This is a genomic window from Nocardioides sp. NPDC006303 (assembly GCF_040613175.1).
Taxonomy (GTDB): Bacteria; Actinomycetota; Actinomycetes; order Propionibacteriales; family Nocardioidaceae; genus Nocardioides.
In genome coordinates this window covers 14,842-28,832 of the sequence record NZ_JBEXRR010000023.1, presented here as the reverse complement: position 1 = coordinate 28,832, position 13,991 = coordinate 14,842, and the positions used below count along the sequence as shown (strand labels likewise).

Annotated in this window: 12 protein-coding genes; 8 read left to right on the top strand and 4 right to left on the bottom strand. The window is 70.4% G+C overall.

Going from position 1 to position 13,991, the window contains the following annotated elements:
* Positions 1-19 precede the first annotated feature (19 nt).
* Complete coding sequence (mshC, locus tag ABZY89_RS17890; RefSeq protein WP_355229328.1) at positions 20-1,252, top strand: cysteine--1-D-myo-inosityl 2-amino-2-deoxy-alpha-D-glucopyranoside ligase; 1,233 nt, start codon at positions 20-22, stop codon at positions 1,250-1,252.
* A gap of 119 nt (positions 1,253-1,371) precedes the next feature.
* On the opposite strand, the gene ABZY89_RS17885 is transcribed toward mshC, so the two are convergent.
* A complete protein-coding gene (locus tag ABZY89_RS17885) occupies positions 1,372-2,220 on the bottom strand; it encodes a PAC2 family protein (protein ID WP_355229327.1) in 849 nt (282 codons plus the stop codon).
* Between the two features lie 189 nt (positions 2,221-2,409).
* Between ABZY89_RS17885 and metH the strand changes: the two genes are divergently transcribed.
* The gene (metH, locus tag ABZY89_RS17880) at positions 2,410-6,114 is read left to right on the top strand and encodes a methionine synthase (RefSeq protein ID WP_355229325.1); all 3,705 of its coding nucleotides are present in this window, start codon (positions 2,410-2,412) and stop codon (positions 6,112-6,114) included.
* Here the strand turns inward: metH and ABZY89_RS17875 are convergent.
* The gene (locus ABZY89_RS17875; protein WP_355229323.1) at positions 6,096-6,827 is read right to left on the bottom strand and encodes a hypothetical protein; all 732 of its coding nucleotides are present in this window, start codon (positions 6,825-6,827) and stop codon (positions 6,096-6,098) included. The genes metH and ABZY89_RS17875 overlap by 19 nt on opposite strands.
* Before the next feature lie 78 nt (positions 6,828-6,905).
* On the opposite strand from ABZY89_RS17875, the gene ABZY89_RS17870 reads away from it, so the two are divergent.
* The gene (locus tag ABZY89_RS17870; RefSeq protein WP_355229321.1) at positions 6,906-7,307 is read left to right on the top strand and encodes a TIGR03668 family PPOX class F420-dependent oxidoreductase; all 402 of its coding nucleotides are present in this window, start codon (positions 6,906-6,908) and stop codon (positions 7,305-7,307) included.
* A gap of 10 nt (positions 7,308-7,317) precedes the next feature.
* Here the strand turns inward: ABZY89_RS17870 and ABZY89_RS17865 are convergent, their stop codons facing one another.
* Positions 7,318-8,232: a hypothetical protein gene (locus ABZY89_RS17865; RefSeq protein ID WP_355229319.1), complete on the bottom strand. Its 915-nt coding sequence runs from the start codon at positions 8,230-8,232 to the stop codon at positions 7,318-7,320.
* A gap of 126 nt (positions 8,233-8,358) precedes the next feature.
* Here ABZY89_RS17865 and ABZY89_RS17860 point away from each other — a divergent pair, with 126 nt between their 5' ends.
* Positions 8,359-9,621 (top strand): helix-turn-helix domain-containing protein, encoded by a 1,263-nt coding sequence (locus ABZY89_RS17860; RefSeq protein WP_355229317.1) that lies wholly within the window; start codon positions 8,359-8,361, stop codon positions 9,619-9,621.
* Here ABZY89_RS17860 and ABZY89_RS17855 read toward each other — a convergent pair.
* Positions 9,590-10,240: a DUF1345 domain-containing protein gene (locus ABZY89_RS17855; RefSeq protein WP_355229315.1), complete on the bottom strand. Its 651-nt coding sequence runs from the start codon at positions 10,238-10,240 to the stop codon at positions 9,590-9,592. The two genes, ABZY89_RS17860 and ABZY89_RS17855, sit on opposite strands and share 32 nt — an antisense overlap.
* Before the next feature lie 140 nt (positions 10,241-10,380).
* Between ABZY89_RS17855 and ABZY89_RS17850 the strand changes: the two genes are divergently transcribed.
* The 4 genes from ABZY89_RS17850 to fdhD are packed head-to-tail and all read left to right on the top strand — an operon-like array spanning position 10,381 to position 13,989.
* Complete coding sequence (locus ABZY89_RS17850) at positions 10,381-10,884, top strand: hypothetical protein (RefSeq protein WP_355229313.1); 504 nt, start codon at positions 10,381-10,383, stop codon at positions 10,882-10,884.
* 28 nt (positions 10,885-10,912) lie between these two features.
* Positions 10,913-11,881 (top strand): Dyp-type peroxidase, encoded by a 969-nt coding sequence (locus ABZY89_RS17845; RefSeq protein ID WP_331913885.1) that lies wholly within the window; start codon positions 10,913-10,915, stop codon positions 11,879-11,881.
* Between the two features lie 12 nt (positions 11,882-11,893).
* A complete protein-coding gene (locus ABZY89_RS17840) occupies positions 11,894-13,165 on the top strand; it encodes an MFS transporter (protein ID WP_355229311.1) in 1,272 nt (423 codons plus the stop codon).
* The gene (fdhD, locus tag ABZY89_RS17835; protein WP_355229309.1) at positions 13,153-13,989 is read left to right on the top strand and encodes a formate dehydrogenase accessory sulfurtransferase FdhD; all 837 of its coding nucleotides are present in this window, start codon (positions 13,153-13,155) and stop codon (positions 13,987-13,989) included. The genes ABZY89_RS17840 and fdhD overlap by 13 nt, the downstream gene beginning before the upstream one ends.
* Positions 13,990-13,991 lie beyond the last annotated feature (2 nt).

Sequence of the window (13,991 nt, the reverse complement as noted above, 5' to 3'; positions counted from 1 at the left end):
CGCCAAGTAGGCTGCACCCATGCGCGCATGGTCTGCACCCGAAGTCCCAGAACTGTCCGTCAACGGGCCCGAGGTGCAGCTCTATGACCATCAGCGGGACGCGGTCGTCCCGACTGAGGGTCAGGGGCGGCGTTCGCTGTACGTCTGTGGCATCACGCCCTACGACGCGACCCACATGGGCCACGCCAACACCTACGTCGCGTTCGACCTGCTCCACCGGGCCTGGCTCAACGCCGGCTACGAGGTCGGGTACACCCAGAACGTCACCGACGTCGACGACCCGCTGCTCGAGCGGGCCGACAAGGTCGGGATCGAGTGGGAGGCGCTCGCCGAGCGCGAGACCGAGCTCTTCCGGCAGGACATGGAGGCACTGCGGGTCGTGCCGCCGCAGCACTACATCGGCGCGGTCGAGTCGATCCCGCTGGTGGTCTCGCTGATCGGCGAGCTCGAGGAGGCCGGCGCGATCTACAAGGTCGACGAGGACGTCTACGCCTCGGTGGCCGTCGACGACGCGTTCGGCGAGGAGTCGCGGCTGGGCCGTTCGGAGATGCTGGAGCTCTTCGGTGAGCGCGGCGGCGACCCCGAGCGGGCCGGCAAGAAGGACCCGCTCGACCCGCTGCTGTGGCGCGCCGAGCGTCCCGGCGAGCCTGCCTGGCCCTCGCCCTACGGTCCCGGCCGCCCCGGCTGGCACATCGAGTGCACTGCGATCGCCCTGGAGCACCTCGGCGCCGAGTTCACGGTCCAGGCCGGCGGCTCCGACCTGGTCTTCCCGCACCACGAGATGTCCGGATCGCACGCGCGGTCGGCCGGCAAGGACTTCGCCGAGATCTACACCCACGGCGGGATGGTGGCCTACGACGGCCACAAGATGTCCAAGTCGCGCGGCAACCTGGTCTTCGTCTCCGCCCTGCGCAACTCCGAGATCGACCCGATGGCGATCCGGCTGGTGCTGCTGGGCCACCACTACCGCGACGACTGGGAGTGGACCGACGCCAAGCTCTTCGACGCCGTCGACAAGATCGCCGAGTGGCGCAAGGCCGTCGCTCTCGGCCGCGGCGCTCCTGCTGCACCGGTCGTCGAGACGATCCTCGGTGCTCTGGCTGACGACCTCGACGCCCCGCGCGCGGTCGAGGCCGTCGACGCCTGGGTCGCCGCCACCCTCGGCGAGGGCGGTCTCGCCGAGACCTCCGACGCTCTCGCCGGCGAGACGATCTCCAGGGTCGTCGACGCCGCGCTCGGCATCAAGCTCTGAGCGTCGGCCCCAGGGGCCACATGCGTCACACCGCTCAGGTGTTTCCTGCGCTTCTCGGGTGTTGCATTGCCTGAGAAGTGCAGGGATACCCGGTTAACCGGGTATCCCTGCAACCGGTCCTACGAGTCGTCCGTACGCCGCTTGAGGTAGCGCTCGAACTCCCGGGCGATGGCATCGCCACTGGCCTCGGGGAGGTCGGCGGTGTCGCGGGCCTCCTCGAGGGAGCGTACGTAGTCGGAGACGTCCTCGTCCTCCTCGGCGAGGTCGTTGACGCCGCGCTCCCAGGCTCGGGCGTCCTCGGGGAGGTCGCCGAGGGGGATGGAGCACTGCAGGAGGTCCTCGAGCTTGTTGATGATCGCGAGGGTGGCCTTGGGGCAGGGCGGGGCGGCGACGTAGTGGGGGACCGCGGCCCAGTAGGAGACCGCGGGGATGTCGGACTGGATGCAGGCCTCCTGGAGCACGCCGACGATGCCGGTCGGCCCCTCGTAGGACGGCGAGTCGAGCTTGAGGCGGTCGACGAGGTCGGGCTCGGTGGCGGTGCCGGAGACCGGGATCGGCCGGGTGTGCGGGGCGTCGGCGAGGAGCGCGCCGAGGGTCACCACGAGCTGGCCGCCGAGCTCGTCGACGCATTCCAGGATCTCGCTGACGAACTGCTTCCAGCGCATGTTGGGCTCGATGCCGCGTACCAGGATGATGTCGCGGTCCAGGTCGGGTGGGGAGCAGACGGCGACCTGGGTGGTGGGCCAGGTGATGGAACGGAAGCCGTTCTCGTCGGTGCTGGTGACCGGACGGTTGACCTGGTAGTCGTAGAAGTCCTCGGGATCGATCTCGGCCACCACCCGTGCGTGCCAGACGTCCATCAGATGGTCAACCGTGCCGGAGGCGGCATCGGCCGCGTCGTTCCAGCCCTCGAACGCGGCGATCACCACAGGATCGACCAGGTCGCGGGTCTCTTCGATCTCGATCACACCTCCACCCTAGTCACCGGGACCAGGGAGTCGGCGTCGTTCACCCTGCGTACACCTTCTCAATTCCCACCTGGTGGACTGCCAGTGTCAGGATTCGGAATGAAATGGCATGGCCCGCGCACCTACGTCGTAGCGTGTTTCAGGCAAAGCCGTGCACACCACCGTGCCCGCCCGGGAGAGGAAACAAGAGTGAGTCTGCGCCCTGATGTCACCGAGACCCTGACCGCCACCCTGAAGGAGCGGATCATGGTGCTCGACGGTGCGATGGGCACTGCGATCCAACGTGACCGTCCCGACGAGGCCGGCTATCGCGGTGAGCGGTTCAAGGACTGGCCCAGCGACCTCATCGGCAACAACGACCTGCTCAACCTGACCCAGCCGCAGATCATCGAGGGCATCCACCGCGAATACCTCGAGGCCGGCGCCGACATCATCGAGACCAACACCTTCAACGCCAACGCGGTCTCGCTGAGCGACTACGACCTGGCCGACGTCGCCTACGAGATCAACTTCGAGGCGGCCCGCCTGGCTCGTGCGGCCGCGGACATCTACTCGACCCCCGAGAAGCCGCGCTACGTCGCCGGCGCGCTCGGCCCGACGACGCGTACGGCCTCCATCAGCCCGGACGTGAACGACCCCGGCGCCCGCAACGTCACCTACGAGCAGCTCCGCGACGCCTACGCCGACGCGACCCGCGCGCTCCTCGAGGGCGGCTCGGACCTGATCTTCATCGAGACGATCTTCGACACGCTCAACGCCAAGGCGGCGATCTTCGCTGTCCAGCAGGTGTTCGAGGAGTACGGCCGCCGCTGGCCGGTCGTGATCTCCGGGACGATCACCGACGCCAGCGGCCGCACCCTGTCGGGGCAGGTCACCGAGGCGTTCTGGGATTCCGTACGCCACGCCGACCCGCTCCTGGTCGGCCTCAATTGTGCGCTCGGCGCCCAGGAGATGCGTCCCTACATCGCCGAGCTCTCCCGGATCTCGGACGCGTTCGTCTCCTGCTACCCCAACGCGGGGCTCCCGAACGCCTTCGGCGAGTACGACGAAGGCCCGAGTGACACCGCGGGCCACGTCCACGAGTTCGCCACGGCCGGGTTCGTGAACCTGGTCGGCGGCTGCTGCGGCACGACCCCGGCCCACATCGCGGAGATCGCCAAGCAGGTCGAGGGGGTCGCGCCCCGCGACGTCCCCGAGGTCGAGCCCGCGCTGCGGCTCTCCGGCCTGGAGCCGTTCACCGTGACCGAGGAGAGCCTCTTCGTCAACGTGGGGGAGCGGACCAACATCACCGGGTCGGCGAAGTTCCGCAACCTGATCAAGGCCGGCGACTTCGACACCGCGCTCTCGGTGGCCGCGCAGCAGGTCGAGAACGGCGCGCAGGTCATCGACGTCAACATGGACGAGGGCATGATCGACGGGGTCGCGGCGATGACCCGGTTCCTGACCCTGGTCGCCTCCGAGCCCGACATCTCCCGGGTCCCGATCATGATCGACTCCTCCAAGTGGGAGGTCATCGAGGCCGGCCTCAAGCTCGTCCAGGGCAAGCCGATCGTCAACTCGATCTCGCTCAAGGAGGGCGTGGAGTCCTTCGTCGAGCACGCCCAGCTGTGCAAGCGCTACGGCGCCGCCGCGGTCGTGATGGCCTTCGACGAGGACGGCCAGGCCGACTCCTACGAGCGCCGGATCGCGGTGTGCGAGCGGGCCTACCGGATCCTCGTCGACGAGGTCGGCTTCGAGCCCGACGACATCATCTTCGACCCCAACGTGTTCGCGGTCGCGACCGGGATCGAGGAGCACGCGACGTACGGCGTGGACTTCATCGAGGCGGTTCGCTGGATCAAGCAGAACCTCCCCGGGGCGAAGGTTTCCGGCGGCATCTCAAACGTGAGCTTCTCCTTCCGCGGCAACAACCCCGTGCGCGAGGCGATCCACGCGGTCTTCCTCTACCACGCGATCGAGGCGGGCCTGGACATGGGCATCGTCAACGCCGGTGCGCTCGTGCCCTACTCCGAGGTCGACCCCGAGCTGCGGGACCGGATCGAGGACGTCGTCCTCAACCGGCGCGCCGACGCCGCCGAGCGGCTGCTCGAGATCGCCTCGAAGTACAACAAGGACTCACCCGAGGCGGAGGCCAAGGCCGAGGCCTGGCGCGAGCTGCCGGTCGGGGAGCGGATCACCCACGCGCTGGTCAAGGGCCTGGATGCCTACGTCGAGGCCGACACCGAGGAGCTCCGCGCCGAGATCTCGGCTCGTGGTGGCCGTCCGATCGAGGTCATCGAGGGGCCGCTGATGGACGGCATGAACGTCGTCGGCGACCTTTTCGGTGCCGGCAAGATGTTCCTGCCGCAGGTGGTCAAGAGCGCCCGGGTGATGAAGAAGGCGGTCGCCTACCTGATCCCGTTCATCGAGGCCGAGAAGAAGCCGGGCGACGCCGAGACCAAGAACGGCACCATCGTGATGGCCACCGTCAAGGGCGACGTCCACGACATCGGCAAGAACATCGTCGGCGTGGTGCTGCAGTGCAACAACTACGAGGTGATCGACCTCGGTGTGATGGTGCCTGCGCAGAAGATCCTCGACGCCGCCAAGGAGCACGACGCCGACATCATCGGCCTCTCGGGCCTGATCACGCCGTCGCTGGACGAGATGGTCGGCTTCGCCACCGAGATGCAGCGCGTCGGGCTCGACCTGCCGCTGCTCATCGGCGGCGCCACCACCTCGCGGGCACACACCGCGGTCAAGATCGACAAGGCCTACGACGGCCCCGTCGTCTGGGTCAAGGACGCCTCCCGCTCGGTGCCCACCGCCGCCGCCCTCCTCGACGCCGGCCGGCGCGAGAAGCTGATGGCCGAGGTCAAGACCGACTACGACTCGCTCCGCGAGCGCCACGCCGAGCGACGCGAGCGGGTCTCCCTGACGTACGTCCAGGCGAAGGCCAACAAGCCCGAGATCGACTACGCGTTGCTGCCGGCGGAGCCGGCGCAGCCCGGCGTGCACACGTTGCTCGAGTACCCGATCGCCGAGCTGCGCGACTACATCGACTGGCAGCCGTTCTTCAACGCCTGGGAGATGAAGGGGCGCTTCCCCGACATCCTCAACAACCCGGCCACCGGTGAGGCCGCGCGCAAGCTCTACGACGACGCGCAGGAGATGCTCGACAAGATCATCGAGGAGAAGTGGCTCGAGGCGCGCGGCGTCTACGGCCTCTTCCCGGCCAACTCGACCGGCGAGGACGTGGTCGTCTATGCCGACGACTCGCGCACCGAGGAGCGCGCGACGCTGTTCCAGCTGCGTCAGCAGGGCCAGCACCGCGACGGCATCTCCAACAAGTCGATGGCCGACTTCGTCGCTCCGGTCGGCGAGGGGGCTGACCACGTCGGCGCCTTCGCGGTGACGGCCGGCATCGGCCTGCCCGACCGGGTCAAGGCGTTCAAGGACGACCTCGACGACTACTCCGCGATCCTGCTCGAGGCCCTCGCCGACCGCCTCGCCGAGGCGTTTGCGGAGCGGCTCCACGAGCGCGTACGCACCGAGTTCTGGGGCTACGCCGCCGACGAGGGCAAGCTCCCCAACGAGGACCTGATCGCCGAGAAGTACTCCGGCATCCGCCCCGCTCCGGGCTACCCGGCCTGCCCCGACCACACCGAGAAGCAGACCATCTGGTCGCTCCTCGACGTCGAGGCGAACACCGGCATCGAGCTCACCGAGTCGATGGCGATGTGGCCGGGCGCGTCGGTCTCTGGCCTCTACTACGGCCACCCCGACTCGCAGTACTTCGTCGTCGGTCGTATCGGTCAGGACCAGGTCGCCGACTACGCCCGTCGCAAGGGCTGGACGATGACCGAGGCCGAGCGCTGGCTGTCGCCGAACCTGGGCTACGACCCGGAGGACTGATCCTCGGGGTTGTCCAGCCACGCAGGCGGGACCTGGCCGACGCTGACCACGTTCCAGAACGCCGTACGCCGCGTCAGGATCGTGACGAGGTGGTAGCCGTCCGGGTGGCGGGTGAGCACACCCGCCACCGGGTCGCGCTGCCGATCCAGGGTCAGCGGGATGACATGAGCCCAGGTCTCGCTGCCGGGGTACCAATAGGCGCCGACCGTCGAGGCGTCCCAGGTGCCGAGGGCGGCATTGGCCTCGGCGACCGCCGGCCGAAGCCGGGCCAGGAGCTCCTCGGGCTCCATGCCGGCGCGGTCGGCGTGGTCGTAGGCGATGTGAAGACCGCCGACGGCCGTGATCCGTGCACCGTTGTCGAAGGCAGGCGGAGCCCAGCTCTCCAGCGCCGTCCGGCAACGCTGGCAGTCGTCGTCGCGACTCCAGTCGGCGAACTCGACGTCATCGACGGCCAGGTCCTCACCGCGGCTGGTGACGAGCACCAGCCGCAGGCCGTCCTGGTCGCGCAGCGGCAGCGGGTTGTGCTCGAGCCCGTCGCGGAAGTGCAGCAGCGCGGAGGCCTCGTTGACACCGATCCGGTGTACGACCGCGCTGCGCAGCCCCTGGAGCCGCGCCTTCGGCGACTCCTGCCGGAGCAGCGCCGGATCGACCAGGTCCGCCAGCCACTCGACCAGGTCGACGGTGAGCAGCCGCTCGGTCTCAGCAGGCAGCACGAGGGAGGAGGTCGGGAGCCATGCGGGACACCGTATCCGCCTCCGGGCCGCCCTCGCCGACGCGGTTAGGCTCGGACGGTGCGACACGATGAGCAGTGGGCGAGGGAGCGGTTCGGGGGCGCCCCGGTCGCGCGGCTGGCGACGGTCTCGGCCGATGCGGCGCCCCGGATCGTGCCGATCGTGTTCGCCCTGGTGGACGACGTGATCCTCACCGCGGTCGATCACAAGCCCAAGTCGACCACCCGGCTGCGGCGGCTCGAGGACATCGCGGCGAACCCGGCGGTGTCGCTCCTGGTCGACGCCTACGACGACGACTGGTCGCAGCTGTGGTGGGCGCGCGCCGACGGCGTCGCCCGGGTGCACGCGTCCTACGACCTCGACCCGCTGGTCGCGAAGTACGCCGACTACCGCGCACAGCCGCCGACCGGGCCGGTGATCGTCATCGAGGTCACCCGATGGTCCGGCTGGTCGGCGACCTGACGCTTCGGGATCAGCGGGGGCGTCGGAAGGGGCGCAGGATCTCTCCGCTGGGAGACGGACCGCGGGAGGGCATCGCCGGAGGCACCGGCGGGGCGGCTCCGGCCCAGGGGCTGCGTGCGTCCAGGACGGTGGCCCACTGGGACGCGGTGGGACGTAGTCCGGGAGGGCCGGCGGCCTGGTCCATCAGCCGGGTCAGCGGCCCGACCAGGATGCCGGCCTGGCCGGCGAAGGTCAGGTCGGGCCGGAGCGCAGGGGCGGCGTTGCGGTCGCCGGTGAGCACGCGGGCGATCGTGAGGGCCAGCTTGAAGCGGTCGCTGTCAGCGGTCGGCGGCATGCCGAGGTTGGTGGGGTCCTCCCAGCCGCGGGTGTCGGCGGGCGGCAGCACGCCGTCCTCGCCGGCCGGCCGGATCCCGTCGCAGTCGAGCAGCATCACCCGGGGGACCGGCGACACCGACCAGGCGATGTTGCGCGGAGAGAGGTCGCCGAGGACGAGCCCCTGCCGGTGCAGCGCGTCCATCACGGCGGCCAGCGCCCGCATCAGCAGCACTCGCTCGTAGATCCCGGGGCTGCGTACGTCTCCCGTGTCCACGAGCAGGCCCAGCTCCGCGAGCGCGGTGGCGGGACCGAACCCGGCCAGGAACGGCTCGTGGACCCGCTGCATCAGGAAGCCGGCGGTGCGCAGCCCGTCGAGCACGACCGTGTGCGGCCAGGCGGCGAAGTGGTCCACCTGCAGACCCTCGCTCTCGACCAGCCCGCGGATACGCACCAGCTCCGCCAGGGCACGGCCGTCCACGAGTCCGAGCTCGCGCGTTCGGTACAGCTTCGCGACCGTCCCGGGGTGGTCGGCCAGCTCGATGATGCGCCCCTGAGAGCCCTGGGCGATATGGCGTCCAAGACTCAGGTCGCTGAGCTGGATCTCGTTCACGGAACCTCCGGCTCCCGTCGTAGGTAGGCAGATCGTACGTGGCTGGGCGATCCCGTGCCGAGTCGACGGGTCAACTGGCGGCACGACTGATGACAGGATGGTCCCGGGACCGGCGAAGGAGGGCATGTGACAGGACAGGACGGGCGATCTCGGCTCGCGGCCTGGGCGGAGCAGAACATCTCCCGGCTCGCTGACGAGGCGTGCACGCAGGTCGCCGAGCGGATCGCGACCTACTACCGCGACCGGGAGAGTGGGCTGGTCTCCCTCGACGAGCTGCGGCGGTCCTTCGCCCACAACCTCCGCTCGGTGGTCGCAGCGATCGGCGACCCGCGCGCCCAGCTGGATCTGGAGGCATCCGACCGCACCGGCCGTCGCCGCGCGAAGCAGGGAGTGCCGCTGCCGGAGGTGCTGAGGGCCTACCGGATCTGCTTCGCCGCGCTCTGGGACGCCTTGGTCGAGCACGTGCAGGTCACCCGTCAGCCGGCGCTGACCGATGCCCTGATCGACACCGCCGGTGTCATCTGGCGTTTCACCGACGAGCACGCCGTGGTCCTGACCGAGGCCTACCGGGCGACCACAGCCGAGCTCATGCTCGCCGAGCAGCGACGACGCTCCGCGGTCGTGGAGGCGGTGCTCACCGGTCGTCCCGGACCCGAGTCAGGTCCTTGGGAGGCGGCGGCGCTGCTCGGTTTCCCAGCCGACGCGCTGCTGATCGTGGTCGCGGCCGAGACGAACGGGCTCGCCAAGGAGAGCCTGGTCAACGTCGAGCAGCGCCTCGCCGAGAAGGGCTTCGTCTCCGGATGGCGGCTGACCCCGGCGCAGCAGCTCGGCATCGTCTCGTTTCCCGAGGAGCGCGAGGAGGAGGTCCTGGAGACGCTGCGCGGCTTCGCCGACGCTCGGACCGGGGTGAGCCCGCCCTATGCCTCGCTGCCGGAGACTCCGCGGGCGCTGCGCCTGGCGCGAGCGGCGCTGGCCGGGCTGGAGCCCGGCAGCGCCGGGCTGCGAGCCTTCGACCACAGCCCGCTGGCCGCGCTTGTCGTCTACGAGCCCGCCGAGGGTCGCCGGCTCGCCGAGAACGTCTTGGGGGAGGTGCTGCGACAGCCGTCCGAGGACCGCGAGCTGCTGCTCGAGACCCTCGACATGTACCTGGAGCAGTCCGGCTCCGCCGAGCGCGCCGCCACCCTGCTCTACTGCCACCCCAACACCGTGCGCAACCGGCTGCGCCGGATCCAGGAGCTGACCGGCCGGTCCCTGGCCGAGCCGATGGACGTCGCCGAGCTGGCGACCGCCGCCTATGCCCTGCGGGTGGCGTCGGCGACGGAGCTGTGGGCGACCCACGCGCGGAAGCGGCCGGGCGTCAGCCCGCTGCGATCCCGGCCACCAGGTTGATCGTGCTCGCCAGCACCACCGCGCCGAAGACGTACGAGAGCAGGGTGTGCCTCAGCACGACGGAGCGGATCTCGGAGCTGGTCACCGAGGTGTCGGAGACCTGGTAGGTCATCCCGAGGTTGTAGCTGAAGTAGAAGAAGTCCCGGTAGGCGGGCCTGTCGTCGGAGTTGAAGTCGATCCCGCCTGCGTCGTCGGCGTAGTAGAGGTGCGCGTACCGCGCGGCGTACATCAGGTGCAGGCTCGCCCAGGCCAGGAAGACGCCCACGAGCGCGACCGCCGCGGCGAGGCGCCCCTGGGAGGAGTGGCCGACGACGAGGAGCATCACGATCCCGAGCAGCCCGCACAGCGAGATGGCGACCACGACGAGCTCCTCGGTCGCGGGCCGGAAGTCCTCGCGGCGGGTGTTGGCGCGGGTCGTGTCGGCATCGAGCGGCCACAGCGCGATCCAGCCGGACGCGACGAACGCCGCATGGACGACCGCCACCCCGAGAAGGGTGCCGATCTGCGCGTCGACGAGGAGTACGCCGGCCGCGGCAGTCAGCGCTCCGGCCAGCAGCGAGCCGGCCAGCCGGACCCCGGCGGCCGAGGGGAGGGGCGTGTGCGAACTCGTCCGACTCACGTCAGCAGGCTACCCGTCGTCGCCCGCCACAGCGGTCGGTGTGTGAGCCGACAGCGACTCTGGTCATGGGCTCCGAGGACGGCCAGCGCGGCGTACGGTGGTGTTCATCAGAACCGGCAGCGCGAACGAGAAGAGGACAGGTGCCCCTCAGCAGGATCGAGGAGTCGACCACCCGCAACGAGGGTGGGGTCGAGTTCGGTGGCGGACGGCTCGCGTACGCGCCTGGCGAGGCGACCGTGGCGGAGGCCATGGTCCGCCGACCGAAGCTGCTCCCGGCCACGGCGACCAGTGGTGACGTAAGTGAGCTCTTCCTCGACGACCACGTCCATGCCGCGCTGCTGTCCGACGGCGACAGGCTCCTGACCGTCATCGAGCGGCAGGACCTCATCGAGGTTCGCGACGACGAGCCGGCGACGGCGCTCGGGACCCTGTCGGGCCGAACGGTCGGTTCGGGGGCCGACCTGTGGTCGACCTGGACATCGATGACCAGTGTCGGCGTCCGCCGGCTCGCGGTGGTCGAGGACGGCCGGTGCGTCGGACTCCTCTGCCTCAAGCGCAGCGGTCGCGGCTTCTGCTGCGACGCCGGCGTGTGGGCGCGGGCTCTGGAGCGGGACAGCCGCCGCGGCTGCGTTCCTCAGTCATGACCGAGATGCGAGTAGGCAGGAGACTCAGGTGACGCCGCAGGACCGGGCGCAGGACGTACTGGCACCACCAGCGAAGGCGGCCATCTTCCTCACCGTGACGGTCAGGGATGGCAAGGAGCAGGAGGCGCGCGACGCGCTCGCGGACGTCGCCGGGGTCACCCGCGCGATCGGCTTCCGCATCCCGGAGGCTGCGCTCAGCTGTGTGGTCGGCATCGGGGCGGACGCCTGGGACCGGCTGTACGCCGTCCCACGCCCCGACGGGCTGCACCCGTTCCGCCCGCTCGCGGGGGAGAAACACGTCGCGGTCTCCACGCCCGGCGATCTGCTGTTCCACGTCCGCGCCGGACGCCCTGACCTGTGCTTCGAGCTGGGCCGCCAGCTGATGGTGCTCTTCGACGGGCTCGTCGACTGCGTCGACGAGGTCCACGGCTTCCGCTACTGGGACGAGCGCGACCTTCTGGGCTTCGTCGACGGCACCGAGAGCCCCACGGCGGCAGTCGAGTCCGGTCCGGCCGCGCTGGTCGGCTACGGCGAGGCCGGCGCCGAGGAGACGTACGCAGGGGCCAGCTACGTCATCGTCCAGAAGTACCTCCACGACCTGGACGCCTGGGACAAGCTCTCGGTCGAGGAACAGGAGCTGGTCGTCGGCCGCAAGAAGCTCAGCGACATCGAGCTGGCCGACTCGGTCAAGCCCGACGATTCCCACGTCGCACTCAACACCATCACCGACGCTGACGGCACCGAGCGCGTGATCGTGCGCGACAACATGCCGTTCGGCGCGGTGGGCACGGGGGAGTTCGGGACGTACTTCATCGGCTACGCCGCCGACCCGGGCGTGACCGAGGAGATGCTGCGCAACATGTTCCTGGGACGTACGCCCGGCCGGCACGACCGGATCCTCGACTTCTCCACGGCCGTCACGGGATGCCTCTTCTTCGTCCCGCCCGCAGCCTTCCTCGAAGATCCAGAGCCGTTCCTCGCCCGCCCCCGGGCCTGAGCGGATGATGACGTGGCCGCGGTGAGTGCGATCGGGGGAGTGCCTGAGGCGACCATGGCCTCGCCGGGAGCGCGCACCGACCGGGCCCTGGTCGCGGCCGCCCTGGTGGCGGCGGGCTGGGGCGCCAACCAGTTCACGCCGCTGTCGGTGGTCTACCGGCTCGAGGCGGGCTGGTCGACGATGTCGGTCGTCGAGGTGTTCACCGTCTACCTGGCAGGTCTGGTCCCGGCCCTGCTCCTCGGCTGCCGGACGGCCGACAGGTTCGGCCACCGCCGGGTCGTACGCATCGCCCTGGCCATCACCGCTGCCGGAAGCCTCCTGCTGGCACTGGCCGAGGTGTCCGGCGAGGTCGTCGTCGCGAGCCGGCTGGCGACCGGGGTCGCGGCGGGGCTGATCGTCTCGGCCGGTGCCGCGTGGCTGCGCGCGCTCTCGCCCGGCCCCGACCGAGGCGCCCGCTTCGCGGTGTACGCCACAGGAGCCGGCTTCGCCCTCGGCCCGCTGCTCGCGGGCACCCTCGCCGCCTGGCTCCCGGCGTCGTCCGTGGTGCCGTGCCTGGTGCACGGCGGCTTCGCGCTGCTGGTATTAGCGCTGACCGCTCGGATCCCGGAGATGTGCTCGATACCCGGCCGACCGCCCGCCTCGCCGGTCGGCGACCGCTGGTCGGCCATCACCCACCCGCGGTTCGTCGGGATCGTGCTGCCGGCCAGCCCGGCGATCTTCGCTGCGGTCACGGTCTCCTACGTCGTCCTGCCGCCTTTCGTCCTCGACCGCGTCCGCGACCACGCGCCGCTGTTCAGCGGTCTCGTTGCCGCCGTGACGCTGCTGGTCGGGCTGGCGGTGCAGCCGCTGGCCGCGAAGATCGACCGCCCCGGGAGCGCCCGGGCGACCCTCGTCGCGATGGGCACCGTGGTCATCGGGCTCCTGCTCGGCGCCCTCGCCATCGAGGAGGTCTCACCGCTCCTGGTCCTCGGCGCGGCCGTCTTCCTCGGCGCCGGCTACGGCCTGACCCTGGAGTCGGGGCTGGCCGAGATCGGGCGCCTGGCCCCACCCGGCGCGCTGCCGACGGTGTCGGCACTGTTCCAGGGCGTCGCTCACAGCGGCTTCCTGGCGCCGCTGCTGCTGGCGGTCATGGCGAGGTCCGCGTCCTATCCTGAACTCTTGGCGGGTCTGGCCCTGATCGGCCTCATGCTGCTCATCGGCGCAGCGGTGCACGCCGCCAGGCACGCCCACCCGGACCCCTCACGACCCGACCCCACACCACAGGAGCTGACATGGGAAGAGTGACAGTTGGACGGCCCGTGCTGCGGGTACGCGACGGCGTGATCTCGCGGCGGCCCGACACGCTGGCCGCGGAGGAGCCGATGGAGATCAGGGTCAACGGGCGACCGCTGACCGTCACGATGCGCACGCCCGGCGGCGACTTCGACCTGGCCATCGGCTTCCTGGTCAGCGAGGGTGTCGTGCACTCCGCCGACGACGTCGCGAGCGTCCGCTACTGCGCCGGTGCCACCGCCGACGGCGGCAACACCTACAACGTGGTCGACGTCGGCCTGGCCGCTCACGTGCCGCCACCCGACGCCTCCCTGGAGCGCAGCTTCTACACGACCTCCTCGTGCGGACTGTGCGGTAAGGCCTCGCTCGAGGCCGTGCGTACGTCCTCGGCCTGGTCGGTCGCCGAGGACACCCTGCGGGTCACCCCTGAGCTCCTGACCACCCTCCCGGAACGGCTGCGGGAGGCGCAGCGCGTCTTCGACAGCACCGGCGGCCTGCACGCGGCTGGGCTCTTCGACGCCGACGGCAACCTGCTCTGCGTACGCGAGGACGTCGGCCGCCACAACGCGGTCGACAAGGTCATCGGGCACGCGCTGCGCGAGGGTCTGGTACCGCTGCGCAACAGCATGCTGATGGTGAGCGGCCGGGCCTCCTTCGAGCTCGTCCAGAAGGCCGTGATGGCCGGCATCCCGCTGCTCGCCGCCGTCTCGGCCCCCTCCTCGCTCGCCGTCGACCTGGCCGACGACAACGGCCTGACCCTGGTCGGCTTCCTGCGGGGAACATCGATGAACATCTACGCAGGAACCGACCGCATCGAGGCCGTCCCCGTCGGCTGAGG

What these genes read in the sequence shown, in the direction of transcription:
- mshC (WP_355229328.1), top strand. Translation starts at nt 20, where the DNA reads ATGCGCGCATGGTCTGCACCCGAAGTCCCAGAACTGTCCGTCAACGGG.
- fdhD (WP_355229309.1), top strand. Translation starts at nt 13,153, where the DNA reads ATGGGAAGAGTGACAGTTGGACGGCCCGTGCTGCGGGTACGCGACGGC.